Raw genomic sequence first — 26,870 nt, forward strand, 5'->3', positions numbered from 1 at the left:
CTCAATCGCCGTCTGAAGATGAAAACTGGATTGACACGTTTAATCCTTTGGCCACTTCAGTTTCCAAAAAACCTTTCAAGGCTTTTGACGCCTTCACCGATTGTTCAACACTGGCAGGCTTCGAAACATCGTTGGCCTTCACCGCAGCTGTAACTGCATTGCTGTGAACGAGCAATGTGTCCGCCAAACCAATTTTGCCCAATCCCCTTAGGTAGGCCTCTAGCGGCACCACCTGTTGATCGGCGTTGGGCACGGTCTGGCTGCTGACCACCAGCAAGTCTGCAATGCCCTGCCACTGCGCTTTCCAGGCGTTTTCGGTCAGCCCGAGTTCAGCGTACGGCCAATCGGGTGCGCCGCCTTTGGCGGTGTCGTCCCTGCTTTTCAACAACGGTTTTTCCATGCGCTCCCAAGCCAGGTTGTGTGTGGCACCCACCAGTTGATTGAAATACAGCTGCATGTCGGCCTTCAAGGAATCAGCATCTTCTTCGCTGTTTGGTTTGACGGGTTGCCAATTCAAATCAGCCACGGTGCGAGTCATGTCTCTCACCACCTCTTGCGCGTAATTGCACTGGGGCGACGCGGCCTTGAAACCTGGTTGGCCCAGTAAATATTCAATGGCCGGAAATCCCTTTGCCGGGCTTCCTACCAAAGCCATGGCCTCGGCGCCCTGGGGCTGTTTCTTGATTGCACGTTCAAGCAAGTTGACCCGCAATGGCCGAAAATCAATTTGCCGCACAGTATTGTTCTGCAGCATCGGGCCCATCACCACGGCAGACAATTCAAGCCACACCAGATAGGTGTTTGAATACTGTGTCTTCAAGGCATCAATCGGTAAATCACCCTGACAATACTTCGCGGTTGAATTGTCGAGTTGGTCCAGCTGCGCCAACAACGCCGCCGTGTCTTTGGCGTAGTGGTGAGTCACCGTGCTGTTCAACACTTCCGAAGCGTCGTAATACGGAAACAACAAAGTACTTCTGTCTACAGGCTTTGCAGCTGCAGCCAAATTAATCACCAAGAGCAAAACCCCAGCAAGCAAAATGCAAATGAGTCCACGCAATAAACCATGTTTCAATTCATGCTGGTGTTGAGGATGCATTACAACGACTCCACAAAACGGATCAAGGCAGCGCGGTCTTCAGCAGAAAATTTCATGATTCGGTTTTTGCTTGGTTCCGCCTCTCCGCCGTGCCAAAGAATGGCCTCTTCAACACCGTTTGCACGGCCATCGTGCAACAAACGCATGTGGTTATTGACATCGGAAATCAAGCCGATGCCCCACAAAGGCGGTGTTTTCCATTGCCTGCCATTGGCGTGAAAATCAGGGCGATTGTCGGCAAGCCCGTCGCCCATGTCGTGCAACAGCAAATCGGTGTAGGGCCAAATTTCCTGCCCTTCAAGTGCTTTGCTGCTCAAGGCCGGAAATGGCACTTTGCCCGTGGTGTAAGCGGGGCGATGACACACCGCACATTGCGCCTGTTCAAACAACTTTTGCCCTTTCAACACCTGTGCGTCGTTTACATTGCGACGGGCAGGCGGTGCCAGCACGGCCTGATAAAACACAATTTCATTGAACAGTTTGTCGCTCAGTTCTGGCTCGCCATTGTCAGAACCATTGGGTGCCTGCAAACAATCCTTTTGCGAGGGTGTACAGTTTTCAACAGGAAACAAACTGCTGGTGATTCCGATGTCACCCAGAAACGCACCGCCGGTTTGGTGGGCCAGTGAAGCCACATTGGCCTTCCAGCCAAAACGGCCCAGCATCTCCTTCTTTGCGTAGGCATCCCAAACACGATTAGGCACACCCTTGATCGGCCCCGCTTGCTCAGCCTGTTGCCTGGCATTGGCCAGCACATCTTTTTCCTCAATCGCTTCCAGCAAACCCAAACCGATCACCTGTGGGGCAATGCGTGGGCTCACCATCACCTTGGGGTGCATGGGCCCATAGGCCAATTCAGTGAATGAGTAGCTTGGCTTTTGCAGCACATACGGTGTGCCGTCGGGGTATTGGCCGCGCACCTCCGTGGTTTCAATCCTGATCTTGCCTTCCGGCTTTACACCGTCGACAGCGGCATTGTTCAACTGATCACCGTAAGTGGGCTCGGGCACAACACCATGGTGGTCACCCACACCCGGAATGGAAATCCTGAACAACAAATCAACAGGCTGCTCACTGTTCAAGCGATTCAATATTTCAGGTGGTTTTCCGCGACCATCCTGAACATGGCAACCACCACAGGAACGTGCAATAAAGTGCGGCCCCAAACCGTCTCGCGCGGTGGTCGACGCTGGCGCCTGTACCCAGTTGCGCTTGAAAAACGAGTTGCCGATTGCAAACCGGGTACGCTCTTCATCCGGCAAATTGGCGGCTGGAAATGAAAAGGCATTGCGACCGTCTGCAAACACTGTTGCGTCGCCAGCGCTGCGGGCAGTCATGCTCTCGCCTGCGGCCCAAGAAGCCCCTGCCACCAAAGTGGCGGTCAAGGCAAACACTATTAATTTTCGATTTTTTTTCACGGATAAGTATCTAATCAAGGCAAGGCCAAAGTAAGCCGGGTAATGCCAATTGCATTGGCAGATTCCACGATCAAGGTGCTCTGTTTGACCAAACTGGCCACTGTCGCCTTGATTCGCTGCGGACCGGGTGCGTCTGTACCGCCAATAATTTCCCGATCAAACGGTGCTTGAATTTGATTGGCTGCACTCACCGATTTCTGGATCTGTTGCGTGGTTTCTTTGGCCACATTGGGCGCTTTGGCGGCGACCATTTCAGCCAGCGAAGGCACTTTCAGCAAAGCACCGCTGGCTTGCTTGTATGTGCCGGTCCACACATTCAATATGCCTTGCGCATTGTTGACCGCATCACGATGGGTGTTGTCTGAAAAACAGGAATGTTCATCCTCTTGATCCTGACTGAACAAAGCCACCTCGAGCCGTTCGCCTGCAAGTTCACCACGCGACAAAGACCCCAGCCCAACCAGAATTTGACGAACAGACTCTTTGCCGCCCTTTTCAAATTCAGCGCGGAAGTTATCCGGTGTGGCGGGAGCCCAGGCAGACTGCACGGTTTGTAAATCATGAATCAACAGGGCAGTCACTTCACGCAAATAGTGAGCGCGGCGCTCGGCATTGCGACCCTTGCCTTTCACGTAATCCGTGTAGGGCCGGTCACCGGGACCGTCGTCGTTCAAGTCTTGACCCCACAACAAAAACTCGATGGCATGCCAGCCAGTGGCAATGTTTTCTTCTCCACCACGTTCATTTTGCGCCACCAGCGCTTCGCGGGTGATGTTGAATTTGCCGTTGTTAATGAAGCCGCTGTTTGAATCGCCCTTCACATAGTCCACATACGACTCGTCCATGGGCCACGCATTAATCTGGCCTTCCGGCCCATTCTCATCGTCGATCGGGCCACCATAAAAGCGGAAAGCCTCGGTTTGTCCGTAAAACTCACGCGCATCAAGCCATTCTTTTTTTGCAGTGTTCATTTCAGCTTGCGAAGGTGCTTTTAAAAACGCATCAATGGCAGCTTGCATTTTTTTCGCAGCATTCACAGAGTCGGTGTAGTTTGCATACACCAATTGTCCATAACCCCTTACAACCTCGTCGGCTGAAGGTGCAGCCAAAGCCACGTTGCACAATGCCAGGGCAAAACCGGCAACCATCCACTTTTTCATGAGGAATTAAAACCTTTGAGTCAATTCAAAACAGGGTACATGTTAATCTTAATGAGAATGATTTGCAATTAATAAGAACATCCATTACACTGCGCATCATTCATTGCAGGCAATCAACTGACTTCGGGCCACCATGAACATGCAACCGACTCTTAAAACAGGAACGCCCTTGACACACCGCACCGAATCCGCTGCTGCTGTGCCGTTGAATACAACAACGCTGTTTCCTCAAGGCAGTCGGGAAAGAACCATTGTTCATGACAACACTGAATACCGGTTGCGAATTACGGCCCAAGGCAAGTTGATTTTAACCAAATAAATTTCTCACCCTCAAATCGCAAGCCAGCCAGAACCACGTTAGCCAGCCAGCGTTTTTTTCAACCAAGCATCATGAACTCGAAAAAAATCCTGCCCTGCGCCATCAGCGCAATTGCCCTGTTTTGGCCACAACTCTCCAATGCACAAAACGCTGTCACCTTGCCCTCAGTCAAAGTAGAAGGTCAGGTTCAAGCTGAAGAAACCCCTGCCACGCCCGTCGAAGGCTACAAAGCCAACAGCACTTTCTCAGCAACCAAAACCGGCACCCCGATTGTTGAAACGCAGCAGTCCATCTCGGTCATCACGCGCGAGCGCATGGAAGATCAAGGCGCATTGACACTACAAGATACGCTCGGCTACACCGCAGGTGTCAGCGCCGGTTCTTATGGTTTCGACAACCGTGGCGACTGGGCCTTTATTCGCGGCACCTCGTTTGTGCAATATCAAGATGGTTTGCGCCAATTGTTCGGCTTCTACAACAACGTGCGTCCCGATCCATTTACCCTCGAACGCGTGGAAGTGGTGAAAGGCCCATCCTCGGTGCTGTACGGTCAGGGCGGTTTTGGCGGGCTGGTGAACATGGTCAGCAAGCGCCCGCAAGCGAAACAGGCAGGCGAAGGGGGCATGCAACTGGGCGAGTATGGTCGCAAGCAACTCGCCCTTGATTTGACAGGCCCACTGAACGAAGAAGGAACCGTGCTGTATCGCATGATTGCCCTGACCCGCGACAGTGACACTCAAGTGAACTTTGTCCCGGATGATCGCGACCTGTTTGCCCCATCGATCACCTGGAAGCCAAGTGCCGACACCAGCCTGACCGCTTATGCCCATGTGCAACGCGATCGATCCGGATCGTCGGTCGGCTTTTTCCCGATTGTGGGCACGCGCTTTGAAGGACCCAACGGGCGCATTCCCACCGACACCTTCATCAGCGAACCCGGCTTTGATTTGTACTTGTCCAAACAAACGGCTTACGGACTGGAATTTGATCATCGCTTGAACGACGTGTTTTCTTTCAGCCAGAAAGTGAAGCAAAGCGACAGCGCGGTCTCCTACAACTCAATTTACTCGGCCTTCACGCCGCGCATCAATGCAGATGGTCGGACCATTAACCGTGTGGCTATTTCGCAATACAACGTGGCCGACAGTTTGACCAGCGACTCACAACTGACTGCCAAGTGGAATGTTGGCGCCTTTGAAAACACCAGCATTGTTGGGCTGGATTATCAACGGGTCGCCTTGGGCGGTGCACGTGGTGTGGGCGGCAGTGCAGCACCCATTGATTACCTGAACCCGCAATATGGCAACTTTACAGCGCCTGTTCTACGGGATATCGCGGGCACACTGCAAACTCAAACCGGCATTTACGCCCAGCACCAAGTGAAGTACGACAAACGCTGGCTTTCGACTGTGGGCATTCGCCGTGATTGGGCTAAATCAGAAACGGACAATGCGCCAGCCTCAAACCTGGATGCGTCCACCAACACTTACAAAGCAAGCCTGGGTTACATCACCGATTTTGGTGCCATGCCTTACTACAGTTACTCCGAATCCTTCTTGCCGATCGGTGGTCTGGATTTCTTTGGCAATCCTTTCAAACCACAACAAGCCGAACAGCAGGAAATGGGTGTGAAATACGAAACCCCCGATGGCAAATCCTTGCTCACCGCAGCCGTGTATGAAATCAAGGAAAACAACCGCCGTGTTGCAGATCCGGCTCAAGCAAACAATCAAATTCAGGTTGGCGAGGCTGAAAGCAAAGGTGTGGAACTGGAAGCAAATCACCGCCTAAGCTCCACAGTGGATGTTCTGGCTGCATATGCCTACACCAGTGCCAAAGTGACACGCCATTCCGCCCCCAACAGCCAAGGCAAACGCCTTGCCACAGTGCCCAAACAAACACTGAGCCTGTGGGGCCGCCAAAAATTTGCCATGTTCGGTTTGCCCGGCTGGCAATGGGGTGCAGGCCTGCGGTTTATTGATGAATCCTGGGACGGCGTCGACAACGTACGCACACCCAGCGTGACCTTGCTGGATGCAATGTTATCCTATGAAACTGGTGACTGGCGCTACGCAGTGAACGCCACCAACCTGGCCAACCGTGAATACGTGTCCACCTGCCTGTCTCGGGGTGACTGCTTCTACGGCGTCGAACGCAATGTGGTGTTCAGTGCAAACTACCGTTTCTAAAATTCAATGGCTGAAAATCAGCAGTCGGCAAATTTATTGCCTGCTGCTGGCCTTTCCTGCAGGTTTGGCCTTGGCCAACCTGCTCGCTGCAGCCATGGCTATTTTATTGTTCAATGCTGGCATGGAACAAAGCGAAGCGATGACACTGAGCCTGTTGCTGGCTTATCTTGCCATGCCCTGCTGGATGCTTTGGATTTACTGCACCAGCAGCCTGGCCTGGTTAAGCGCCAAAGGGCTTCTGTTTGGCTTGCTGTGCGCTATCGTGATTTATTTTCCTTGGTGAACCATTGCAGTGAGCAAGCACAAAGCCCCATCCGTTCGCCAACACATGGCCTGGTTTCACACCTGGTTTGGCCTGTTCATTGGCTTTTTGTTGTTCGCCGTTTTCTGGATGGGCACACTGACGGTATTCGATCGGGAATTTGATCGCTGGATGCACCCCGAGAGCCGCAGCATAGCCGGTGAATGCTGCACACTGAGCCCGCAACAACTTGAAGCCGTGTTGATGAAAGCGCGTGAACTGGCGCCCGAATCCGACAACATTCGATTGCGCCTGCCCACCGAGCGCACGCCCATGACATTGATCCGCATTGTCGAACCCGATCGCAGCTTGAAAGCCTATTTCATGGATCCCGACACTGGCAAGGTGGTCAGCAATGAACACACCTTGGGGGGCAGCGGCTTCTTTTTCCCCTTCCACTACAAGTTCAATATTGCGTGGAAAGATGTGGGTTATTTCATGCTGGGTATTGCAGGCCTGGCCATGATGGCCCTGCTCATCAGCGGCATTGTGCTTCATCGGAAACTGCTGGCTGAATTCTTTGTGTTTCGCCCCAAAAAGCACACGGTGCGCAGTCTTCTCGACTTGCACAACCTGAGCAGCGTGGTGGCACTGCCGTTTCATTTCATCATCACTTTCACAGGTTTGTTGATTTTCTTCTCCATCTATTTTCCGTGGGCCACACTGGCTGCATTTGATAACGACAAGGCCGCCGCACAAAAGGCCATGAGCGGTTTTATCAATTTGCCAGCCAGTGGCTTTATTGAAAACACCGATCAACAGCTTGCCGCATTAAAAAGTGTGCCTGCGCTTGTTCAGGCACGGGAAGCGGCATGGAGCCAAGCCTTGGGCGAACCAGCACGTGCCGACGCCATCAACATTCGCAACCTGACCGACAGCAATGCGACGCTTGAAATTCGCAGGGTATTTCCCGCACGCAGCATTGCGATGAGCACCCACGCAGACACACTGCTGCTGCACACCGGTGAGCTGCTCCACGCCCACGAACCCAAACCCATCAAGGGGTTTACGCACTGGATCAACGGCCTTCACTTCATTCAGTTCGACCACGCAGCGCTGCGCGTGCTGTACGTGATTGGCGGCTTGCTCGGTTGCGTCATGATTCACACCGGTTTTCTGTTTTGGCTTGAAGCACGCCGTGTTCAACACCACAAGAAAAAGCTGCCCGGGTTTACCGTAGTTCAAGCGCTGACTGTGGGCGGCACACTGGGCATGATGATCGCCACCGCGGCTTTTCTGGTGGCCAACCAGCTTATTCCAGATCACCTCAACAACCGCGCCACAGTGGAAACCTGGGTGTTTTATGGGGTCTGGGTTGGCAGTATTGTCTGGGCTTTTGTCAACGCCCGCAAAGGCCGGCATTTACAGATCCATGCGCAAGCCCATCGAAGCAGCCAGTGGTTTGCGCCCACGGTGGCATTCACCGTGCTGTGTGCTCTGGCCTGGTTACTGAACCAGATCAACACAGGTGGCATGGTTGCAGCAATTCGCCAAGGGGACATGAATTCATTGGCCATCGATATTGGTTTGCTCATCATGGTTGCAAGCGGCATTTACACGGCTCGCAAAGCTGTGATCAAGTCTTCAGCCAGGCAGCCTGCACACAGCGAGGCCTTGAAATGCAACTAACACTGCAGCTTGCGTTGGCCTTGCCGCTTCTGTTTTTCGGTTTGCTGTCCATTGCACTGTCCCAGCAGGCCCACTTTCGCCATCGCCGTTGGGCTGGGCGCTGCAACGCAATCGGGCTGCGAACAATTATGCTGCGTCGCATTGCAGGTGTTCTTGCCTTGCTGATCAGCGCAATCCTGATGGTCCTTGTTCAGGGCATTGGTTTTGGCTTGGTGCTTTGGGTAATGGCCGCAGCGGCATTGGCCGTGCTATCGACATGGGTACTTGCCCGGTCAAGTTAAAGGGCACTTCGTGTTGTCGGCGTATAATCGCCTGATATCCAACACGAGCTGTATTCATGATCACCCGTTTTGCTACCGCCGCCCTTTTACTGCTAGCCAGCCTGTCCACCAACGCCCAAACCAATGGGTCCGCTCTTGCAACGGACATGGCCAGTCGCGTTCAAGCCTGTGTGGCCTGCCACGGTGCGGAAGGTCGCGCCAGCGCGGAAGGCTACTACCCGCGCATTGCGGGCAAACCAGAAGGCTACCTGTACAACCAGTTGATCGCATTTCGCGACGGAAGCCGCCAGCATGCGGCGATGAATGGAATCGTTCAACATTTGTCGAATGACTACCTGCTGCTAATGGCCAGGTACTTTGCTGCACAAAACCCGCCCTACCCTGCACCGGCCAAAACAACGGCAAGCCCCAGCGAACTGGAACAAGGCAAACGCCTGGTATTCGACGGTGTTGTGTCCAGGAAAATACCCGCATGCGCAGCCTGTCATGGGCAGGCACTTACTGGTGTTGAACCCTACACACCCGGTTTGATCGGCTTGCCGCGCGATTACCTGAATGCCCAATTGGGCAAATGGCGCAATGGGCAGCGCAAGGCCGCCAACCCCGATTGTATGCATGCCTTGGTCAAAGCATTAAGCCCGGCGGAACTGAACACAGCCACTTCCTATTTGGCAGCCCAGGCTGTGCCGCCTAACTCAAAAGCAGCACCGGCCAACAGCATTCAGTTTCCGCTGAAGTGCGGTACGCACACCACCACAGCCGCGCCAAACCTTGGCACTGTGTCGCCCGAACCCATTGCGCTGAATGTGCTGTCGGCACAAGAAACGCGGGGCGCCTATTTGGCGCGCATCGGCAATTGCGCCGGTTGTCACACTGCAAACCCCAAGAAACCATTTGCCGGTGGTCGTGCAATCGAAACGCCGTTTGGACCAATTTACAGCAGCAACTTAACCCCCAACCCTGAAACCGGATTAGGCAACTGGACCGCCGATGATTTTTACAAAGCCATGCACAGCGGCATTTCCAAAAATGGCGACTACCTGTACCCGGCGTTTCCATACACCGACTACACCAAAATGAGTCGGGCCGAGGTAGACGATTTGTTCGCCTACCTGAAACGCCTGCCCGCAATTGTGCAAAAAACGCCCGAACCCGAATTGCAGTTTCCTTTCAATCAACGCCCGCTGTTGGCAGTGTGGCGCGCGCTGTATTTCACTGAAGGTGAATACAAACCGAACACCCAGCAAAGCGCACAGTGGAATCGCGGTGCCTACCTGGTCAGCGGCCCAGGCCATTGCGCGGCATGCCACACCCCCCGCAACACATTGGGTGGCTTGAAAGACAAATTGAATTTAAGTGGTGCCACCATACCGGTGCTGAACTGGTTTGCACCCGCTTTAAACAATCACCCTGTGCATGGCTTGGGCAAATGGAGTGAAAGCGACATTGCCGCCTATTTGCAAAGTGGAGTTAATCGCCATGCAGCCACTTACGGCCCCATGAGTGAAGTGATCGCGCACAGCTTGCAATTTGCCACTGAAAGCGACACAAATGCCATGGCGGTTTACCTGAAAAGCCTGCCTGCTCAAGCACCTTCCGAAAATGAAAGCACAGGTCTTGGCCAGCGCACCCTGCAACCACTCATGCAGCGCGGGGAGAATATTTACGCCAACACCTGCGCAGAATGTCATGGCAAACAAGGCGAGGGAAAAGCCAACCAATTCCCTGCACTGGCTGGCAATGTCAATGTAATTGCCCCCAACCCGGTCAATGCAATTCGAATGGTGCTCAACGGTGGCTTTTCACCCAGCACGCAGGGTGCACCCTACCCGCACGGCATGCCACCCTACCGTGTGGAACTGAGCAACACCGACATTGCGGCGGTTGTTACTTACATTCGGCGAAGTTGGGGCAACAGCGCCAGTAGTGTTGCATCGGTCGAAATCGACAAGCAACGGGGCATGCAATAAAAAAAGCCGGTGATGAATTGCTTCACCACCGGCTTTTCACTGGGTACGTCGTGATCAGAAATCAACCTGCATTTCAACCAGCAACATACGTCCTGGTGCTGGCACGCGGCCAGTTGTGCTCACATCCACACCACGGAAGAAATACTGCTCATCAAACAGGTTGTTGATACCAAAACCAAGGTTCATGTTTCTGCCCTGACCAATCGGGAAATCGCGACCCACGCGCATGTTCACCAAAGTATAGGCTGGCAATTCACCCGCGCTGCCGTTGGCAGTTTCGGCTTGCGTGTTGGCTGAATCACTGAAGCTTTCAGACACATACAAAGCATTGGCATTGGCTGTCCACTTGTCGAACTTGTAAACAGCATCAAAGCCCAGGTGGTGCGTGGGCGCATTGCGCAACTCTTTGCCTTGGTCGGCGCCAGACAACTGCTCGGTGTCCAGGTAGGTGTAGCTCATGCCCAACTCGGTTTGGCTGTTCAGGTTCCAGCGGCCTTCCAGTTCAACACCCTCTTGGCGTGTTTCGCCAAGGTTGCGGAATGCACCTGTATCGAAAACAATTTGATCTTTGTAATCCACACGGAACAGGGTCGCTGCAATATTGGCTTGGGGATTGATTTGCCAGCGCGAACCAATTTCGTAGTTCTCAGCTGTTTCATTGCCCACATCGCCACCCCGTGTAACCTGCGCGGTTTGCACTGGTACCAGTGAACGTTGTGCATTGGCAAACACAAACACGTCTTTGGTGGCCTGGTAGCCCACGGTCAAGCCAGGCAACCATTCATCCGGGTTGTTTTGAAATTCCGTACCTGTGTTCAAATCGCGGTAACGGGTTTCAACATCTTCATAACGAATACCGGGCGTTACTTTCAAACGATCATCCATCAAGGCGATGGTGTCGCTTACGTAATACGCCATGGCTTTGGTTGTAAAGTCCCAGCGACGGAACGGGTTGACCGATCCAGTTGCCAGTGTGGTGCGGCTTACGTCGAAGCGCACATCTTCTTCAACAAAACGTGCGCCTGCAATCACCGTGTGGTTGCCGATCTGCTTGGTGAAACGTGGCTCTGTGCCATGTACGCTGAATACACGCGGAGAATCAAGAACAAACGCTGGCGTTTGTGCCGGGTCATCCGAGAAAGTGGCCGACTGACTAAAGAAGAAAGTGCGGTTGGCTTGGTGTGCAAAGTTGCGCCAGGTCAACTTGAAGTCATCTGAAAACGAATGGTTCCAGGTGAACGTGCCACGCCACATGTCGGCGTCATACGCATCAAAGGGCTTTTGCGACTGGTTCGGATTCTGCTCGTACGCTGTCGGGCTCAAGGCTCCCGGCAACTCGGCCTTCACTTCGTAGTACTGCAACTGCGCTTTGAAATCGTTGTTGGCGTTCAGGTAGTACTCGCCATCCACGATAAAGTTACGTACTTCCGTGTCGGAACGATCACGCTGGCCCTTGCCATCCACAATGTTCGCCTGAAATTGCAAACCCAGATCTTCACGAACAAAACCACCAATGCGGTAGTAGGTGTCGGTCAACATATTCCCGGTTTCTTCAGAAATTTGCAGGCGTTCGCGGAAGGTTTGGCTGGTTTTTGCTGGAATGGCTTTGGTCACCAAATTCAGCACGCCACCCACGTTGTTCGGGCCGTAATGAACAGCCGCACCGCCACGCACCAAGTCCACCGCCTCAAGGCTGGGCAAGGTAACCGGGAACAGCGACAAGCCCACGTTGGTGTAGGGGCCAATGGCAATCGGGTACCCGTCTACCAAAATTTGAATGCGCTCGCTGCGCAAGGGGTTCAAGCCGCGCAAGCCAATATTGGGCAAAATCCCGGTACCGGTCTCATCGAGCACTTGAACGCCCGGCACACGACGCAATGCATCTTCCAGGTTCAATGCACCACGCTCTTCAAGGTCTTCTTTTTCAAGCACGGTGCGCGCACCCGTGTAGGTTTTTACGCTTTCCTCAGTGGGTGGGCCCAACCAGTCGGATTGCACGGTAACCGGTGCCAGGGTTTCAGCAAAGGCTGCATTACCCAATGAAAGGCAAACCATGGCAACTGCCATGGAAAGCGGGGAAACAAGGGGACGTTGGCCTGTGTCAGCACGACCATCAAAAGAGTACATTGCAATTTCCTTTAGTTAATGTAAATCGTTCTCATTATCTTTATTTTTACCATTAGTTTGTTGTACCCCGCTGCCAAAACCAACTTTTTTATTCAATAAGCAAAAGAATTCATGCGCCAGTACCCATTTCGAGCGATGAATTGTTAAATCTTTTGAAGCTTTATTTTATTTAATGCTAATATAAATCATTCTCATTTACTAAATTAAAGAATGATCCAATCCTCCCCGCTGACCAAGCCAAAGCCCAACCAGTCACCTTGGCTGGGCTTGCTGAATTCCCTGCCCTCTCCGCTGATCGTCGACATGATTGCCCAGTGCAATTACGACTTCGTCATCATCGACACCGAACACGTACTACTCGATGAAAATACCTTGCGCGAATGCATTCAAACCTGTCGACACCACCGCTGCATGCCATTGGTTCGTGTTGCAGAAGTCCGCCCCAACTTCATCGGGAAGGTGCTGGATGCCGGGGCCATGGGCATTGTGTTGTCACGTGCCGAAACTGCCGATCAAATTCATGCACTGGCGCAGGCCATGAAGTTTCCCCCGCTGGGCAAGCGTGGCATTACAGGTGGCACGGTCACCGGCTACGGACAACTTGCCCTGAGTGACTACATTGCGCGGGCCAACGAGGAAATCTTGCTCGTGCCCATGATTGAAAGCCAAAGTGGCTTGACTGCCCTGCCCGATATGCTGGCCACCGGGCAGGTCAGCTTTGTCATGGAGGGTGCATTAGACCTTGCCTTGAACCTGGGCCTTGGACCCAGCCCCTTGCACCCGGCCACGTTCGAAGCATTGAACAACATGCATGAAATTTGCGTTCAAGCCAATGTCCCTTTTTGCCCGAATCCACGAACACCGAGTCAACAGAGACACTGGCAAGAACTGGGCTGCACTCTTTTTCTGTGTGGTGAAGACCGCAGCCACTTCAGCAAAACACTGCGCAACAACCTTCAACCATTCCACACACCCCAGCCCGCCCCTCAAGGAGCCTGAATTGAAACCCACCATTGTTTTCCTGACCCATGTTTTGAACAATGCGATTGTCGATGGATTCATTCCAGCAGCCCAATCGCTGGGGCACGACGTCATTGTGTTGACCGACCACGGCCATGCACACCAGCAAGCGCTGACCAATGTACACATTCATGAATGCGATGTGTTCAACCCAATCGCAGTAATTGACCTGATCGCCGCACTGAAAATTGAACCCCGGGCCGTATTCTCCAATAGCGATCACCTTCAAACCTGCACCGCGCTGGTGGCCTCGCTGTTGGGTGTTCCTGCAAAACCCTGGCAGGTTTGTTACCACGCGAAAAACAAACACTGGATGCGAAAAAGGCTTGAATCGCTTCACCTGCCCACCATCTGGAGTCAAACAATTCGCCGCGGCGATCCGGTAAACATGGAATGGCCTTTCCCTTTGGTGGTCAAGCCCACACAAGGTGTGGCATCCATGGATGTGGTTCGCGTCGACACGCCCGCACAGCTCAATCAATATCTTGCACAAATTGATGAATCGCAAAGCGTGTTGCTGGAGGAATTCATGGACGGCCCGCTCATCACGCTTGAAACGCTGGGCGATGGCAAACACCTGCACACCATCGGCGGGTTCGACGTCAGCCTGTCCAACCCACCCTATTTTGTTGAAACTGCGGCGCAATGGAATGGCCCGCACACGCGGCAATGGCGCACGCACATGGCACACATTCTTGCGCAATTTGGCGTGGCGCTGGGCGCTTGCCACAGTGAATTCATCGTGACTCCGCGTGGCCCGGTTTTGGTGGAAATCAACTACCGCAGCATTGGCGACAACCGCGAGTTTCTGCTTGATCAACTTGTGGAACAAGGCTGGTTCAAATCCATTTTACAAATTCACCTTGGTCAGGAAATTGACGTGCCACATGTAAAACCGACCTACGCACAAATCAATTACCTGGTTGCGTCCAAGCCAGGCACTGTGCGCCTGGCACCACGCATTGAAAACAATGGAAAGGTTCAATACCGGGCAATCAAACAGGAAGGGGAAACCTTACAAATCAGCCACTCCAACAAAGACTACATTGGCGTGTTCACCTTCCAGGCCGATTCCGAAATCGAACTGCAACAACTACAAAGTGAAACCTACAAGTGCAATCCCTGGAGCGTTCAATGAACACACTGCACAACCAGCGAATTGCGCTACGACTGATCAATGCCTGCCTGCGGGAAGACGTTCGTAACCTACTCAGTTTGGGACGTATTGAAGCCAACGAAGGCCGCACATTTCTGGTGTTTGACCACCTGCCCACCGCCTGCAGAATTGAAGTGAAAGAAAGCCCCAGCATGCAAACCCACCGGGCCACCAACCCCCACTGGGAAATACGTCAACACGGTCAGTGGGTTGAGCAACAAGGCGCAAGGCAATGGATCCGTTTTCTGGCGCAAGGCTTGCCCGAAGATTCAGCTGCCCTGTACCGAAATTATGAGCTTGAAGTGCAAGCGGCCATTGATCAAACCGTGCTGTGTGATCAAACCTACACAGAACAGCAGCACCAACTGAACTTTAATGACAGCCCGCGCAACTGGGCCGAGCGCATGCTGCACGCCGATCAAATGGCCAGTTTTCTGGATCATCCGTATTACCCCACCGCCCGTGCAAAATTCGGTATGGACACCAGCGAACTGAAGGCCTATTCACCCGAGTTCAACCCCACGTTTGAACTGGCCTGGTTTGCCGTGCCTGCAAGCGAATTTGAAAGTACAGGCACTGAACCCGTGTGGTGGCCCACACTGGCACAGGTGGGTCTGCCACAGTCACTTTGCACCACACACACATTGCTGCCGGTTCACCCCATGATGCGCGCTGCAATAGCACAGGGCATCCCGGAAAGCATTGAAGCACCACACACGTATTTGTCCGTCAAACCCACGCTGTCGGTGCGCACTGTGGCCGTGCTGAACCACCCCGCCTCACACCTCAAACTACCAATGCCGATTGCCACACTGGGCCAGAAAAATATTCGCTACATCAAGCCATCTACCCTCAGGGATGGCGACTGGTTTGCCTGGGCACTTGCGTCGATCGAACAAACCAATGAGGGAATCAAAGGCTTGTACCGACACGTGGATGAATCGTTCACCGGCTGCTACAAACAACTGAACACCGCAGGGTTTTTACACCGCCTGTACCCGGCAGAATTGCCCGATGAAACACTGGCTACCGTGGCCACGTTGTGCAGCCCCATGCCCAGCGGAAAATCTTATCTGCTTGAGTACCTGGAACAACAAGGGCAAGACTTGCAAAGCTGGTGGGCAAGCTATTGCACACTGATGATTGGCGTGCACCTTCGCTTGTGGATTCAACATGGCATTGCGCTGGAATCGAATCAACAAAATTCGGTGCTGTCGTTGCGCCCAGGGCGACCACCCACGCTTGTGATGAAAGACAACGACGCGGCACGTTTGTGGCCAAGTCGCTTTGAAACAGCCGCTGCAAGCCACGGACACAATGTGCACGACCTGCAAGACGCCCGCATTCTGGTGAACGACGAGGCACCGCTTGCCCACATGTTTATCACCATCACCCTGCAGCTGAACTTGCTTGCTGTGCTCGACGGGCTCGCCCAAAGTGGTGCCCTGAATCGCCAACAAGCTTTGCTTACATTGCGCAAGGCCATTGAACACACCCTGGGCAACCTGCGCAAGGAGGGATTCGACACCGACCTGGCCAGCGAGCTGTTGTTGTATTCACGCATGCATCCTGTGAAGTACCTGTTGCAAAGCGCGAGCCTGTTGAGCAAACAAGAGTGCGGCGCTCGCGACGTGAACAAGTTTTACGGCATGACTGGCCCCAACCCCTTGCGAGACCTGCCATGAATCGTGTCTTGCTTGCAGTGCTGTCCTGCCATTTTCTGGCCGCATTCACAGTGTTGGGTATGCCGCTTTACCTGCCCTTGCTGTTCACCGATCTGGGGCTGCCATCGAACAGCCCATGGATCGGATTTGTATTTGCATGGCCCACACTGCTGACCGCACTCAGCGGCCCGCTGTGGGGCAAAGTGGCTGACCGGTTTGGCCGGCGTTTCTCGTTGATTCGTGCACTGGCTGGTTTGTCCATCGCGTTCGTGTGGGTCGGTGTTGCCACTTCAGTGCCCGAACTGGTCATGGCATTAACCCTGCAAGGCCTGATGGGCGGCACGCTGGCTGCGGCCAATTCCTATCTGGCCACCACCATGCCGCGTGAAACCCTGGCAGCCACATTGAACTGGACACAGTTCAGCGCGCGCATGGCGCTGCTCACTGCGCCATTGGTGCTGGCTGTTGGCATTGAGTATCTCAAGTTGCAACAACTGTACATTGTGTTGGCAGCTCTCCCCATGCTGGGTGCACTGTATGCCTTCACATTGCCCAAAGACTCGAGCCAATCGAACTCGGCACACTTAAACCCGGCGGTAAAAAAAGACGCCATTGGCAATGAAACAAACCCGCCAGATCAATATGCATCGACGCTGGCCGTGTGCAGTCTGCAAGCCCTGTTCTGCTTCGCAATGGTGGTCACATTCCCATACTTTCTTCCCTATGCTGCCCCCGGCATTGCCAGCACAACAGCCATTGCCCTGCTGTACGTACTGCCCCACCTTGTTTATTTACTGCTTCAACCGCTGCTGAAAAAGCGTTTTCCAAACTGGGCCTTCAATTGCCAACTCAGCATGTTGACGCTTGCGACTGCCGCATGCATTCAGTGGCAATTCAGCAATGAGTTGGCGTTGGCGGGAGCACGCATTTTGTTTGGCGTTGGCATCTGGATGGGTTACCACGGCATTCACCAACTGGTTGCAAAATCATTTCAGGCCGCGCACGCCGGCGCCTGGTTTGGTTCACTCGATAGCGTCGGAAAACTGCCCGGTGTGGCTGCAGGCATTGGTGCCGGTTTTGCAGTCAGCCACCTGACCCTTGCTTCGCCTTTTCTGCTTTCCGCCGTGGCAAGCCTTGCTGCCATGCCACTTGTTTATCACATTCAAAAAACAGGATCACGCCAATGTCTCAAGCTGAACTCCACAGTCTCAACCACCTGCTGAACTGCTACCTGCGCGAATTTGCAGTGCCGCATCAACTGGTCGACTGGCATGCTCAGGGCGACCTGCCCAAGGCCTTGCAAAGCGACCTGCTGGAAGGCGAAACCGTAAGAATTCGCACAGCCTACCCCGTGCTGAAAATCGCTTTCAAGGTACAGGCACGAGGCGCATTGAACCAGATCAAACTGGGCTCAAAACTGTTTGCCAAACCCATGGGAAAACCATGGCAAGTACTGAGTACGCAAGCGGCCATTCAAGCCCTGCTTGAACACATGGCCATGCTGACCCAAACCGAACCAAACGTCGAATTGCAGGCGCAGATCAACAATAGCCTGCAGAACATGCAAAGGTTTTTGAACAGCACCAAAGTGCCTTACCTGAACGCCTTGCAACACACCGAACAGTCCTTGCTGTGGGGGCACCCGTTTCACCCAAGTCCGAAAAGCCGCTCGGGTGTCCAGCCCGACGAACTTATGAACTGCTCACCAGAAGTGGGCGCCGCTTTCCAGTTGCATTGGTTTGACATTGATCCTGCCCTGCTGCAAGAACTGGGGAAGCCAGTGATCAACAAAGTGTCTGAAGTGCTAACCGGGCGTGGCGGTTTGTACCCTTGCCACCCATGGGAAGTGAACCTTGTTCTGGGCTCAAGAATTTATCAACAGGCAAACCAGAAAAAACTGATTCGCCACCTTGGCCCTTTGGGCAAAGTGGTGTGGCCCACGTCATCGGTGCGCACGCTGTATCACCCTGAACTCGATGTGTTTTTGAAATGCTCCATTCATGTTCGCCTGACCAACTGCATTCGCAAAAATGCATGGTACGAACTTGAAAGTGCAGTGGGAATGACTGAATTACTTGCACCCACCTTTGAACAGGTTGAATACAGGCACCCTGGCTTTCGCATGTTGCAGGAACCGTCGGCCTGCACACTGAACCTGAACCAAACCGACACAGCCACCAGCATCGAAGAAATCGTCAACCTGCAGGAAAGCTTCGGAATTATTTTCAGGGAACAACTTCGAACCCAGCACAGCGATATTCACATGGCTGGATCGCTTGCCGCCTGGAACAACTCGGGTGAAAGTCAACTGGCAAAGCGACTTGGCGAACAGGTCGAAAAGCATGGCGCAGGCAAGGCTGAATTCATCCTGAACTGGTTACAGTGTTACTTCAAACTGCTGGTACCCAGCACGCTAACCTTGCTGTTTAAGCATGGCGTAGTGCTTGAACCGCATTTACAGAATACGGTGTTGGCCACTTCAAACGGATTGCCCGTGCAGGTATGGATCCGCGACCTGGAAGGCACCAAGCTGATTCCGCAACATTGGCCCCATGAACGCCTGAAAAACCTTTCGGAACGTGCGATTGCTTCGGTGCATTATTCCGCAGACCAAGGCTGGAAAAGAGTCAGCTATTGCCTGCTCGTGAACAACATTGCCGAGATGATTTTCCACGCCTGCCAGCATACCCCGGGCCTGGAACAACGCGCCTGGCAACACCTTGCAACATTGTTGCAAAACATTCTCCATGAGTTGGGTGAACCACAGGCCCTTTCCGATTTGCTGCAAGGGCATGCACTGGCATCGAAAAACAATCTTAAAACACGTTTATTCAGAAAGGCAGACCGCCTTTCAGACTACACATTTCTTTCACATCCTTTGATTGCACACCATGACAAACAAACTGAAGAAACTGCTTACTGAAAAAGCCAGCTCAGGCACATCACCCTGGTGTGCATACGTGTACGACCTGCCTTCATTGGCCACGCATGCACAACACATGAAACAGCACCTTCCACAAAACTGCCAACTGTATTACGCGGCCAAAGCCAACCCCGATGTGCGGCTGCTAAACACGCTGGCCCCACACGTTGACGGGTTCGAAGCCGCATCGGCAGGCGAGCTGGCCCACTTGAATGAGCAGCAATTTGGCAAACCCCTGATTTTTGGTGGCCCCGGCAAAACCACCGAAGACCTGCAACAGGCGCTAAACCAACAAGTGGCCTGTATTCATGTGGAAAGTCTCACTGAACTGAAACGCCTGGCCACGCTTTGCACCAACAGCTCTCAAACCCAAACCATCATGCTGCGCATGAATATTGCGCTCGACGGTATCGCGGGCAGCAAACTGCAAATGGGCGGTCAAGCCACCCCCTTTGTGCTCGACCCCAGCGACCTTGGCACCGCACTGGCGCTGATTCAAGAATCACAGCACCTTGAGTTTGATGGATTTCATTTTCATTCCATGTCGCATCAAATGTCTGTCGAGAACCATTTGAAATTGATGGAACGGTACTTTCAGATCAATCGTGAATGGGAATCGCAATGGCACATTCGCAGCAAAGTGTTGAATGTGGGCGGCGGGATTGGCGTGAACTACCAATGCGTTGACGAACAGTTCAACTGGGAACAATTTTGTAGTCAGCTTGATGAGTTGATCAAGCAGCACGACCTGCAAACACGGCAAATCAGGTTTGAATGCGGCCGCTTTGTAAGCGCGTTTTGTGGGCACTACGTGATGGAAGTGATTGATCTGAAAAAAAGCCATGGACAGTGGTTTGCAATTGGCAAAGGCGGTACCCATCACTTCCGAACGCCTGCGGCACAAAGCCACAACCACCCAGTGTGGGTGCACCGCAACGGACAGGCTGCGGTTGTACACAATTCAACGGTGAATATTGTGGGGCAGCTGTGCACACCAAAAGATCGTTTGCACCACCAACTCCCGGTTCAAGAATTGGCTCTTGGTGATTACCTGGTGTTTACGCTCGCGGGGGCTTATGCATGGAACATTTCGCACCAGAATTTCTTGATGCACGCGCCGCCGCAGGTGGTTTACCTGGAATAAATCAGGCTGTTTGCTGGCTCATTTCGCTGACCTGAACCAGCGTATTGTGAGCATCAATTTCGCTTTGGCAGTGCATGCGGCACTGACCACAGCCTGAACATGCACCTGTTTTCATGGTGATGTCGTCTACAGACCCGCAACCGCTGCGAACAGCTTCGGAAATGGTACGGTCGCTAACATTGGCACAAATGCATACGATCACGGGCGGACCTCAAAATGCGTTGAACTTGAAATTAATAATAATGATTCGCATTACTATAATCAAGTGTTTTTTCAACGCATCGTGAAAATCTTTAGAGAATTTACTCTGAAACACCCATCATGGACTGCTCATAATTCTGCAGACCTACCCTGTCAATCAGGCTCAGCTGGGTTTCCAGCCAATCGATGTGCTCTTCGGTGTCTTCCAGAATCACTTTCAAAATGTCGCGAGAAACATAATCCCGCTCTTCTTCGGAAACCTTGATGCCGTCTTTGATGGTGACCTGGGCTGCGCTTTCCATTTTCAGGTCGCTTTGCAGAATTTCATGGGTGTTCTCACCAATCATCAATTTGCCGAGGTCTTGCAGATTCGGCAGCCCGTCCAGCATCAACACACGTTCAATCAGCAAATCAGCGTGCTTCATCTCGCCAATTGATTCTTCGTACTCTTTTTTCTTGAGCACGTCCAAACCCCAATTCCCGAAAATGCGCGAATGCAGGAAATACTGGTTAATCGCTGTTAGCTCGTTCTTCAACTGCGCATTCAGCGCCGCAATAACCTTGTTCGAACCTTTCATTGTTCTTCTCCCTTGCATTCATAAATCGACTCAAGACCATAGTGTACAACGTGCGCCAAGTCGCCTGAAACCCTTTTCTGGTGCGCTTCTTAAAAAAACACTTGATAAAATCAAAAAGCTAAATGATAATGAGAACACTTCTCGTTTTAATCTTTCCGAGTGAGATTGCCGTGGGTCTACCGCAAATCTCCTTCTTCGCAACAGTTGGCATCCTCACCGGTAGGCCTTCCTCGCTCGGAAAGACCCTTCTCAGTGGCAGCGCTGCATGAGTAATGACCCGAACCTGACGGTCGAGTTTTAAAAGTGAAGATCTGCTACACTCTCTTTGATATTAATTCTCATTCACTAAACTGGAATGCATGACACCGGCTTGCTCACCCTATGGGCAGCAAGCAAAATGGCAACAAACGATTCGATGAACACCCTATCCATTCCAATGAGTGCTCCGCTGAGCAACAACGCACAAACCCTTGGCAACGCCACGACTTTGGTCGGCGTGGTGCTGTTGCACGTGCTGGGTTTGGTTTGGGCGGCACAGCAAATGAGCATTAGCGATCCGGTGATTACACCGCCAAGCGTGATCGGTGTGCTGGTGGCTCATGAGCCTGCACCACCACCGCCAAAGCCGGTTCCGCCACCACCGAAGCCCGAGCCAAAACCGGTTGCGAAACCCGAACCCAAACCGGTGCCCAAACCCACGCCAAAGCCCACACCAAGGCCCGAGCCTGTTCGTGAAGTGGCACCGGAACCCGTTGAACAGACTACACCGGTTGCACCACCTGCGCCGCCCGCACCTGTGCAAAAGGCAGCCCCGGCACCCGAGGCCCCCGCACCGGTCACACCACCCCGCACCGATGCGGCGCACCTGAACAACCCTGCCCCGCAATACCCCGCGCTGTCGCGCAGATTGGGTGAGCAAGGCCGTGTTTTGCTGGACGTTTACATTCTGCCCGACGGCAGCGTGGGCGAGATCAAACTGAACCGGTCAAGCGGTTTTGCGCGACTGGACAACGCAGCCCTTCAGGCTGTGAAAACCTGGAAGTATGTGCCCGCCAAGCGAGGCGACAAACCAATACCGTTTTGGTACGTACAGCCGGTTTCTTTTGTATTGAATAACTGAGAACATTGAATTTAAGCGAGGTTTATTGAAATGGAAAACAACCCCTACGGTATGGCCGCAATGTGGGCCCAGGGCGACTGGGTCATCAAAAGCGTTGCGTTGTTGTTGCTGATCATGTCGATCGCGTCGTGGTACGTCATCATCACCCGCAGCATTCGCCTGTACCGCTTGCGCAAAAATGTGGGCGCAGTCGATCAGTTCTGGCACACACACAGTTTTGCTGAAGGCCTGCAAGTGCTGGGCAAAGACACCGGCAATCCATTTCACCACATGGCCATTGAAGGCCAGGCAGCGGTCAACCACCACAGCACCAACAAAGACGACCTGCACGGACAAATCAGCCTGGCCGACTGGCTGAGCGAGGCCTTGCGTGGCGCCATGGACGAAGCCGCAGAAAAACTCCAATCTGGCTTGTCCATTCTGGCCTCCGTGGGCTCAACCGCGCCATTTGTTGGCCTGTTCGGTACCGTGTGGGGTATTTACCATGCCTTGGTTGGCATTGGTGTTTCCGGCCAGGCGAGCATTGACAAGGTGGCTGGCCCCGTGGGCGAGGCACTCATCATGACAGCCTTCGGTTTGGCTGTGGCCATTCCGGCGGTTCTGGGGTACAACGCACTAACCCGTGCCAACAAGGGCTTGCTGGGCAAGTTGAACCGTTTTGCACGCCAGCTGCACGCCTACTTCCTGACCGGCTCACCCATGCAAAAAGACTCCGCAGTGCGCACGATGTCCTTGAAAAAGGAGGCGTAAGCCATGTCGTTCAATTCTTATGACGATCAGCAGGAAATGAGTGAAATCAACATGACGCCCCTGGTGGACGTGATGTTGGTGCTGCTGATTATTTTCATTATCACCGTGCCCGTGATTACGCACTCGGTGAAAGTGGATTTGCCACAGGCCAGCCAGCAACCCACCGAAGTAAAACCTGATGTCGTCACGCTCAGCGTTATGCGTGACGGCACCTTGAACTGGAACGATGAAGAACTCACCTTCGAAAACCTGGAGCTTCGTTTACAGGCCGTGGCGCAACAGGAAAAACAACCTGAATTGCGCATTCAAGGCGACAGGGCTGTTGAATATGAAAAAGTGGTGCAAGTGATGGCTGCTGCACAGCGTGCAGGCGTTGAGAAACTGGGGTTCATGACCGAACCGCAAAGCACACCATGATCTAAATTTTCAGACAGATTAAACACTCTGTCTTGAAGTCGTGCGAAACTGGGCGCCAAAGCTTGTCTTTAGCGCCTTTTTTTATTGATGCCTTATTCATGAACACATCAGCCTTGAATCCCGGTTTTCTATCCCGAAGTGTTGGTCCCATTCATATCAATCTTGACAGGCAGCTTTACAGCGCCAGCGAAGTATTGAACTTTGAAAAAACAAAGGCTCACCAACAATTGTCTACATTCATTCACCACATGTTCAGCGGTGAAGTGGTCAATTGCACGGAAAACCGGCCAGCGGGCCACTGGGCCCTGCGCGCAGCATGCAATGCACAGGCCTACCATTCTCCGGTGTCTTTGGTGGTCAATGGGCGCGATGAACTGGCCTTGACCAAACAGGTGCAGCAGCACATGGAGGCCTTCGTTGATCAGGTTCGATCCGGGCGCTACACCACACCGGACGATGTACCTTATGACAGCGTGTTGCATTTGGGCATTGGTGGCTCCGACCTGGGTCCTCGCTTGCTCAACGACGTGTTCAGCAAACTGGATTTGGGCGAACCGCCTGCATTGAAAATCCGCTTTGCGGCGAACGTGGATTTTCATGAAATGAAAGCTGCACTGGCAGCACTCAATCCGAAAACCACGCTGGTGATCATCGCCAGCAAATCCTTTTCAACCCGCGAAACCCTGCACAATGCCCAGCACATTTTCAAATGGCTGGATGCGGCTGGCCCTACTTACCGCGCCAAGGCATTGGTCGCTGCCACCTGCAAACCGAACAAGGCCATTGAAGTGGGGGTGGCCGCCGATCGCGTATTTGAATTCAGTGAAACAGTGGGTGGGCGCTATTCACTGTGGGGCCCTGTGTCGATTGGCGTGCGCATGGTGCATGGCAACCTGGTATTCAATGAACTGCTGGAAGGCGCTGCCCTGATGGATGGGCATGTACTGGAAAGCAAAGCAAGCCAGTGTATTCCAACCCTGCTGGCCCTGAGCGACCTGTACAACCTGGAGCAAGGCGTGGCCTCGCTGATGTTGAGCCCCTATGATTCTCGCTTGGGCCAGTTGGTACCCTACCTACAACAACTGTGGATGGAATCGCTGGGCAAAGGCGTGAACAACAAAGGCGAGTTACTTGACAGGCCCGCCTGCCCCATTTTGTGGGGCGATGTGGGCACCAACGGCCAGCATGCATTTTTTCAAATGCTTCATCAAAGCCGCATTGCGAGTTCGGTTGAGCTGATTGCCGTGGTTCAACCCGACCACGATGAAGTGCGATCGCACCAGGTCTTGCTTTCTCACGCTTTGGCACAGTCGGAAGCCTTCTCGGTGGGTCGCTTGAACTCACCCGCTGAACTAGGCAACCCGGCCAGCAATTACAAATCTTGCCCCGGGCACCGACCGGTTCAAATGATGTTTCTCGACTCACTCACACCCTACTCACTCGGCGCACTGTTGTGCCTCTGGGAACACCGCACTGCTGCCTTGGCCGCCATGCAAAACATCAACCCCTTCGATCAATGGGGTGTTGAGCTGGGCAAAGGCATTGCCGAGCAACTGGAGCACAGTGTGCCGCCTGGCCATGCCCCTGCAGAAAACCCGGTGACAGCGCACTTGATTAACCACTTTCTGAAAAACGCTGCGCAATGATGCCTTGGCAAGCCCTGCCATTGCCTGTGTGCAGCCTGGCTGAGAGCCCTCGCTACGCGCATGGCGGCTGGGCTTGGGTGGACATCAATCAACGCGTGCTGTACCGATTAAACCAACACGATATTTTCAAGCCCAAGCCACAGAACTTGCGCACCTTGCAACTTCCCGATGAAATGGGCTGTGTGCTGCCCACTGCAAAAGCAGACACCTGGGTGGCACTGGGCAGGCAGGGTGGCTGGTTGATCGAAGGCGATGCCTGCACACATCAGCTGAACGCACCATTTGATTCGGGCAAACACCGCTTCAACGATGGCCGGGCTGACACAGTTGGCAGGATCTGGATTTCGACCCTGGTCGATGCACGCAGCCCTGCGACCGCTGCCCTGTATTGCATTGAGTCAGGAAAGGCAGAACTGAAAATTGCTGATTTGATTGTGGGCAATGGCCTTGCATTTTCACCCAAGGGGAATTCGGCTTTTCTAAGCGACACCCGGCACAAATGCATTTGGCGATTTGACTACACGGTCGAGACAGGTGAGTTAAGCAATCAACAATTGATCAAACAATATTCGGAGGGCACAGCACGGCCAGATGGTGCCTGCTTTTCTGCCGATGGCAGCTATTGGGTTGCAATTCTGGAAGGCTACCGACTAGACCGATTCAGTGAGCGCGGTGAATTTATTGAAAGCATTGAGTTGCCACTGGCCAAACCCACCATGCCGTGTTTTGGTGGTGAACACGGCAATGTGCTGTTGGTGTGCTCGGCACAGGCCGACGAGAAATTCCCCAACGCGCCAGGTTTCGAAAACATCAGCCTTGTTGCCTGCGAAACCGGCTTTAAAGCTTTACACGAAAATTTTGCCGACGCCACTCACTTGGCATAACGACTTTCGATCAGGTTTTTCTTCAATCGCGCCATGTTTTTCTGAACTGAATCGCCCAATTGAATAGCCACCTGCGTGGCCAGAATATCCACAATACACAAATGCAGCAGGCGCGACACCATGGGGCTGTACTGTTCGTAGTACTCACCGTGATCTGCGGGTATATGAACCTGCACCGCATCGGCCAGGGGTGAACCCGAGGCTGTAATCGCAATGGTATTTGCACCGGCTGCGCGTGCAATTTGGGTGGCGTCCAGCAAGTCCTGACTGCGACCCGAATTTGAAATGATGATGAGGCAATCGCCCTTGTTCAACATGGATGCTGCCATGATCTGCAAATGCCCATCGGAGTAGGCATGCGCGGTGCAGCCCATTCGAAAAAACTTGTGCTCGGCATCCAATGCCACAATCCCTGAATTGCCCACGCCGTAGAAAATCAGCCGACCTTTTTTGGCGATGGTTTTTGCAAGCAGCTGAGTGGCTTTGTCGATAGGCGTTGTGGGTACGGTATTGCGAAACGTGCGCAGTGTGTGAATTGCGTTGTCGAGTACTTTCTGAATCAGGATTTCAGGGGAGTCACTGACCTGCACCGATTGATGAACAAAGGGCACGCCCTCGGTCATGCTGGCAGCAAGTTTCAGTTTGAAGTCGCTCAAACCCTCATAACCAAGCGTTCTACAAAACCGCACCACGGAGGGGCTGCTCACCCCAGCACGTTTGGCCAACTCGGTAACCGGCATTTTCTGAAAACCACTGGGGTCTTTCAACACCAGCGTAGCCACAGCTTGCTCGGCGCCGGAAAACTGATCCAGCGCCATGCGGATTCGATCGAGTAAATTCATTCACTCAGCGGGTAAAAACCCGAGGTAATAAA

The 26,870-nt window shown here is 53.2% G+C and carries 24 protein-coding genes; 17 read left to right on the top strand and 7 right to left on the bottom strand.

The genetic code is table 11. The annotated features are described in order from the left end of the window. Nucleotide 1: 1 nt before the first annotated feature. From P0D43_RS14255 to P0D43_RS14265, 3 genes are read right to left on the bottom strand one after another with little or no spacing between them, the layout of a single operon-like run. On the bottom strand, nucleotides 2-1,099 hold the full coding sequence (locus P0D43_RS14255; RefSeq protein ID WP_394672749.1) for an imelysin family protein: 1,098 nt from the start codon (nucleotides 1,097-1,099) through the stop codon (nucleotides 2-4). Beyond that, entirely contained in the window at nucleotides 1,099-2,472 is a 1,374-nt protein-coding gene (locus tag P0D43_RS14260) for a di-heme oxidoredictase family protein (RefSeq protein ID WP_394673733.1), read from the bottom strand. Before P0D43_RS14260 ends, P0D43_RS14255 begins: the two co-directional genes overlap by 1 nt. A 59-nt stretch (nucleotides 2,473-2,531) precedes the next feature. Next, complete coding sequence (locus P0D43_RS14265; protein WP_394673734.1) at nucleotides 2,532-3,665, bottom strand: imelysin family protein; 1,134 nt, start codon at nucleotides 3,663-3,665, stop codon at nucleotides 2,532-2,534. A gap of 181 nt (nucleotides 3,666-3,846) precedes the next feature. Between P0D43_RS14265 and hemP the strand changes: the two genes are divergently transcribed. The 6 genes from hemP (at nucleotide 3,847) to P0D43_RS14295 (ending at nucleotide 10,366) form a co-directional block, all read left to right on the top strand. Continuing rightward, entirely contained in the window at nucleotides 3,847-3,996 is a 150-nt protein-coding gene (gene hemP / locus P0D43_RS14270) for a hemin uptake protein HemP (protein WP_236550903.1), read from the top strand. 71 nt (nucleotides 3,997-4,067) lie between these two features. Continuing rightward, nucleotides 4,068-6,185: a TonB-dependent siderophore receptor gene (locus P0D43_RS14275; protein WP_394672750.1), complete on the top strand. Its 2,118-nt coding sequence runs from the start codon at nucleotides 4,068-4,070 to the stop codon at nucleotides 6,183-6,185. Next, nucleotides 6,166-6,468: a hypothetical protein gene (locus tag P0D43_RS14280; RefSeq protein ID WP_159572311.1), complete on the top strand. Its 303-nt coding sequence runs from the start codon at nucleotides 6,166-6,168 to the stop codon at nucleotides 6,466-6,468. Before P0D43_RS14275 ends, P0D43_RS14280 begins: the two co-directional genes overlap by 20 nt. Nucleotides 6,469-6,477: 9 nt before the next feature. Next, nucleotides 6,478-8,115 carry a PepSY-associated TM helix domain-containing protein gene (locus tag P0D43_RS14285; RefSeq protein ID WP_394672751.1) on the top strand — a complete coding sequence of 546 codons (1,638 nt, stop codon included), beginning with the start codon at nucleotides 6,478-6,480 and terminating at the stop codon, nucleotides 8,113-8,115. Then, nucleotides 8,106-8,396, top strand: a complete 291-nt coding sequence (locus tag P0D43_RS14290) for a hypothetical protein (protein WP_394672752.1) — start codon at nucleotides 8,106-8,108, stop codon at nucleotides 8,394-8,396. The genes P0D43_RS14285 and P0D43_RS14290 overlap by 10 nt, the downstream gene beginning before the upstream one ends. A 56-nt stretch (nucleotides 8,397-8,452) precedes the next feature. Then, a complete protein-coding gene (locus P0D43_RS14295) occupies nucleotides 8,453-10,366 on the top strand; it encodes a c-type cytochrome (RefSeq protein ID WP_394672753.1) in 1,914 nt (637 codons plus the stop codon). 54 nt (nucleotides 10,367-10,420) lie between these two features. Here the strand turns inward: P0D43_RS14295 and P0D43_RS14300 are convergent, their stop codons facing one another. Then, entirely contained in the window at nucleotides 10,421-12,493 is a 2,073-nt protein-coding gene (locus P0D43_RS14300; protein ID WP_394672754.1) for a TonB-dependent receptor family protein, read from the bottom strand. A 210-nt stretch (nucleotides 12,494-12,703) separates the two neighbouring features. Between P0D43_RS14300 and P0D43_RS14305 the strand changes: the two genes are divergently transcribed. From P0D43_RS14305 to P0D43_RS14330, 6 genes are read left to right on the top strand one after another with little or no spacing between them, the layout of a single operon-like run. Next, nucleotides 12,704-13,492 (top strand): aldolase/citrate lyase family protein, encoded by a 789-nt coding sequence (locus tag P0D43_RS14305; protein ID WP_341237929.1) that lies wholly within the window; start codon nucleotides 12,704-12,706, stop codon nucleotides 13,490-13,492. 1 nt (nucleotide 13,493) lies between these two features. Continuing rightward, on the top strand, nucleotides 13,494-14,651 hold the full coding sequence (locus P0D43_RS14310; protein ID WP_341237928.1) for an ATP-grasp domain-containing protein: 1,158 nt from the start codon (nucleotides 13,494-13,496) through the stop codon (nucleotides 14,649-14,651). Then, complete coding sequence (locus P0D43_RS14315; RefSeq protein WP_394672755.1) at nucleotides 14,648-16,354, top strand: IucA/IucC family protein; 1,707 nt, start codon at nucleotides 14,648-14,650, stop codon at nucleotides 16,352-16,354. The genes P0D43_RS14310 and P0D43_RS14315 overlap by 4 nt, the downstream gene beginning before the upstream one ends. Further along, nucleotides 16,351-17,556 carry an MFS transporter gene (locus P0D43_RS14320; RefSeq protein ID WP_394672756.1) on the top strand — a complete coding sequence of 402 codons (1,206 nt, stop codon included), beginning with the start codon at nucleotides 16,351-16,353 and terminating at the stop codon, nucleotides 17,554-17,556. The genes P0D43_RS14315 and P0D43_RS14320 overlap by 4 nt, the downstream gene beginning before the upstream one ends. Further along, nucleotides 17,517-19,256, top strand: a complete 1,740-nt coding sequence (locus P0D43_RS14325; RefSeq protein ID WP_394672757.1) for an IucA/IucC family protein — start codon at nucleotides 17,517-17,519, stop codon at nucleotides 19,254-19,256. The genes P0D43_RS14320 and P0D43_RS14325 overlap by 40 nt, the downstream gene beginning before the upstream one ends. Next, nucleotides 19,225-20,400, top strand: coding sequence for a type III PLP-dependent enzyme (locus tag P0D43_RS14330; protein WP_394672758.1), 1,176 nt, complete (start codon nucleotides 19,225-19,227; stop codon nucleotides 20,398-20,400). Before P0D43_RS14325 ends, P0D43_RS14330 begins: the two co-directional genes overlap by 32 nt. A gap of 1 nt (nucleotide 20,401) precedes the next feature. Here the strand turns inward: P0D43_RS14330 and P0D43_RS14335 are convergent, their stop codons facing one another. After that, nucleotides 20,402-20,602, bottom strand: a complete 201-nt coding sequence (locus P0D43_RS14335) for a bacterioferritin-associated ferredoxin (RefSeq protein ID WP_159572289.1) — start codon at nucleotides 20,600-20,602, stop codon at nucleotides 20,402-20,404. A gap of 100 nt (nucleotides 20,603-20,702) precedes the next feature. Continuing rightward, nucleotides 20,703-21,179 carry a bacterioferritin gene (gene bfr, locus P0D43_RS14340; protein ID WP_159572287.1) on the bottom strand — a complete coding sequence of 159 codons (477 nt, stop codon included), beginning with the start codon at nucleotides 21,177-21,179 and terminating at the stop codon, nucleotides 20,703-20,705. A gap of 397 nt (nucleotides 21,180-21,576) precedes the next feature. Here bfr and P0D43_RS14345 point away from each other — a divergent pair, with 397 nt between their 5' ends. From P0D43_RS14345 to P0D43_RS14365, 5 genes are all read left to right on the top strand, one after another. After that, nucleotides 21,577-22,299 (top strand): energy transducer TonB, encoded by a 723-nt coding sequence (locus P0D43_RS14345; protein ID WP_394672759.1) that lies wholly within the window; start codon nucleotides 21,577-21,579, stop codon nucleotides 22,297-22,299. 30 nt (nucleotides 22,300-22,329) lie between these two features. Further along, nucleotides 22,330-23,049 (top strand): MotA/TolQ/ExbB proton channel family protein, encoded by a 720-nt coding sequence (locus P0D43_RS14350; RefSeq protein ID WP_159572283.1) that lies wholly within the window; start codon nucleotides 22,330-22,332, stop codon nucleotides 23,047-23,049. A 3-nt stretch (nucleotides 23,050-23,052) separates the two neighbouring features. After that, complete coding sequence (locus tag P0D43_RS14355; RefSeq protein ID WP_394672760.1) at nucleotides 23,053-23,466, top strand: ExbD/TolR family protein; 414 nt, start codon at nucleotides 23,053-23,055, stop codon at nucleotides 23,464-23,466. A 98-nt stretch (nucleotides 23,467-23,564) separates the two neighbouring features. Beyond that, a complete protein-coding gene (locus P0D43_RS14360) occupies nucleotides 23,565-25,112 on the top strand; it encodes a hypothetical protein (RefSeq protein WP_394672761.1) in 1,548 nt (515 codons plus the stop codon). Then, entirely contained in the window at nucleotides 25,109-25,996 is an 888-nt protein-coding gene (locus P0D43_RS14365) for an SMP-30/gluconolactonase/LRE family protein (protein ID WP_341236871.1), read from the top strand. Before P0D43_RS14360 ends, P0D43_RS14365 begins: the two co-directional genes overlap by 4 nt. Here P0D43_RS14365 and P0D43_RS14370 read toward each other — a convergent pair. Further along, a complete protein-coding gene (locus P0D43_RS14370; RefSeq protein ID WP_394672762.1) occupies nucleotides 25,984-26,838 on the bottom strand; it encodes a MurR/RpiR family transcriptional regulator in 855 nt (284 codons plus the stop codon). The genes P0D43_RS14365 and P0D43_RS14370 overlap by 13 nt on opposite strands. Nucleotides 26,839-26,870: the final 32 nt, after the last annotated feature.

Origin of the sequence: Limnobacter sp., from assembly GCF_043511195.1 — a bacterium.
Taxonomy (GTDB): Bacteria; Pseudomonadota; Gammaproteobacteria; order Burkholderiales; family Burkholderiaceae_B; genus Limnobacter.

Bases quoted from the DNA above. Each gene is read 5' to 3' on its own strand.
- P0D43_RS14255 (WP_394672749.1), bottom strand. From the start codon at position 1,099: ATGCATCCTCAACACCAGCATGAATTGAAACATGGTTTATTGCGTGGA.
- P0D43_RS14265 (WP_394673734.1), bottom strand. From the start codon at position 3,665: ATGGTTGCCGGTTTTGCCCTGGCATTGTGCAACGTGGCTTTGGCTGCA.
- P0D43_RS14275 (WP_394672750.1), top strand. From the start codon at position 4,068: ATGAACTCGAAAAAAATCCTGCCCTGCGCCATCAGCGCAATTGCCCTG.
- P0D43_RS14290 (WP_394672752.1), top strand. From the start codon at position 8,106: ATGCAACTAACACTGCAGCTTGCGTTGGCCTTGCCGCTTCTGTTTTTC.
- P0D43_RS14295 (WP_394672753.1), top strand. From the start codon at position 8,453: ATGATCACCCGTTTTGCTACCGCCGCCCTTTTACTGCTAGCCAGCCTG.
- P0D43_RS14300 (WP_394672754.1), bottom strand. From the start codon at position 12,493: ATGTACTCTTTTGATGGTCGTGCTGACACAGGCCAACGTCCCCTTGTT.
- P0D43_RS14305 (WP_341237929.1), top strand. From the start codon at position 12,704: ATGATCCAATCCTCCCCGCTGACCAAGCCAAAGCCCAACCAGTCACCT.
- P0D43_RS14315 (WP_394672755.1), top strand. From the start codon at position 14,648: ATGAACACACTGCACAACCAGCGAATTGCGCTACGACTGATCAATGCC.
- P0D43_RS14320 (WP_394672756.1), top strand. From the start codon at position 16,351: ATGAATCGTGTCTTGCTTGCAGTGCTGTCCTGCCATTTTCTGGCCGCA.
- P0D43_RS14325 (WP_394672757.1), top strand. From the start codon at position 17,517: ATGTCTCAAGCTGAACTCCACAGTCTCAACCACCTGCTGAACTGCTAC.
- P0D43_RS14330 (WP_394672758.1), top strand. From the start codon at position 19,225: ATGACAAACAAACTGAAGAAACTGCTTACTGAAAAAGCCAGCTCAGGC.
- bfr (WP_159572287.1), bottom strand. From the start codon at position 21,179: ATGAAAGGTTCGAACAAGGTTATTGCGGCGCTGAATGCGCAGTTGAAG.
- P0D43_RS14345 (WP_394672759.1), top strand. From the start codon at position 21,577: ATGGCAACAAACGATTCGATGAACACCCTATCCATTCCAATGAGTGCT.
- P0D43_RS14350 (WP_159572283.1), top strand. From the start codon at position 22,330: ATGGAAAACAACCCCTACGGTATGGCCGCAATGTGGGCCCAGGGCGAC.
- P0D43_RS14355 (WP_394672760.1), top strand. From the start codon at position 23,053: ATGTCGTTCAATTCTTATGACGATCAGCAGGAAATGAGTGAAATCAAC.
- P0D43_RS14360 (WP_394672761.1), top strand. From the start codon at position 23,565: ATGAACACATCAGCCTTGAATCCCGGTTTTCTATCCCGAAGTGTTGGT.
- P0D43_RS14365 (WP_341236871.1), top strand. From the start codon at position 25,109: ATGATGCCTTGGCAAGCCCTGCCATTGCCTGTGTGCAGCCTGGCTGAG.
- P0D43_RS14370 (WP_394672762.1), bottom strand. From the start codon at position 26,838: ATGAATTTACTCGATCGAATCCGCATGGCGCTGGATCAGTTTTCCGGC.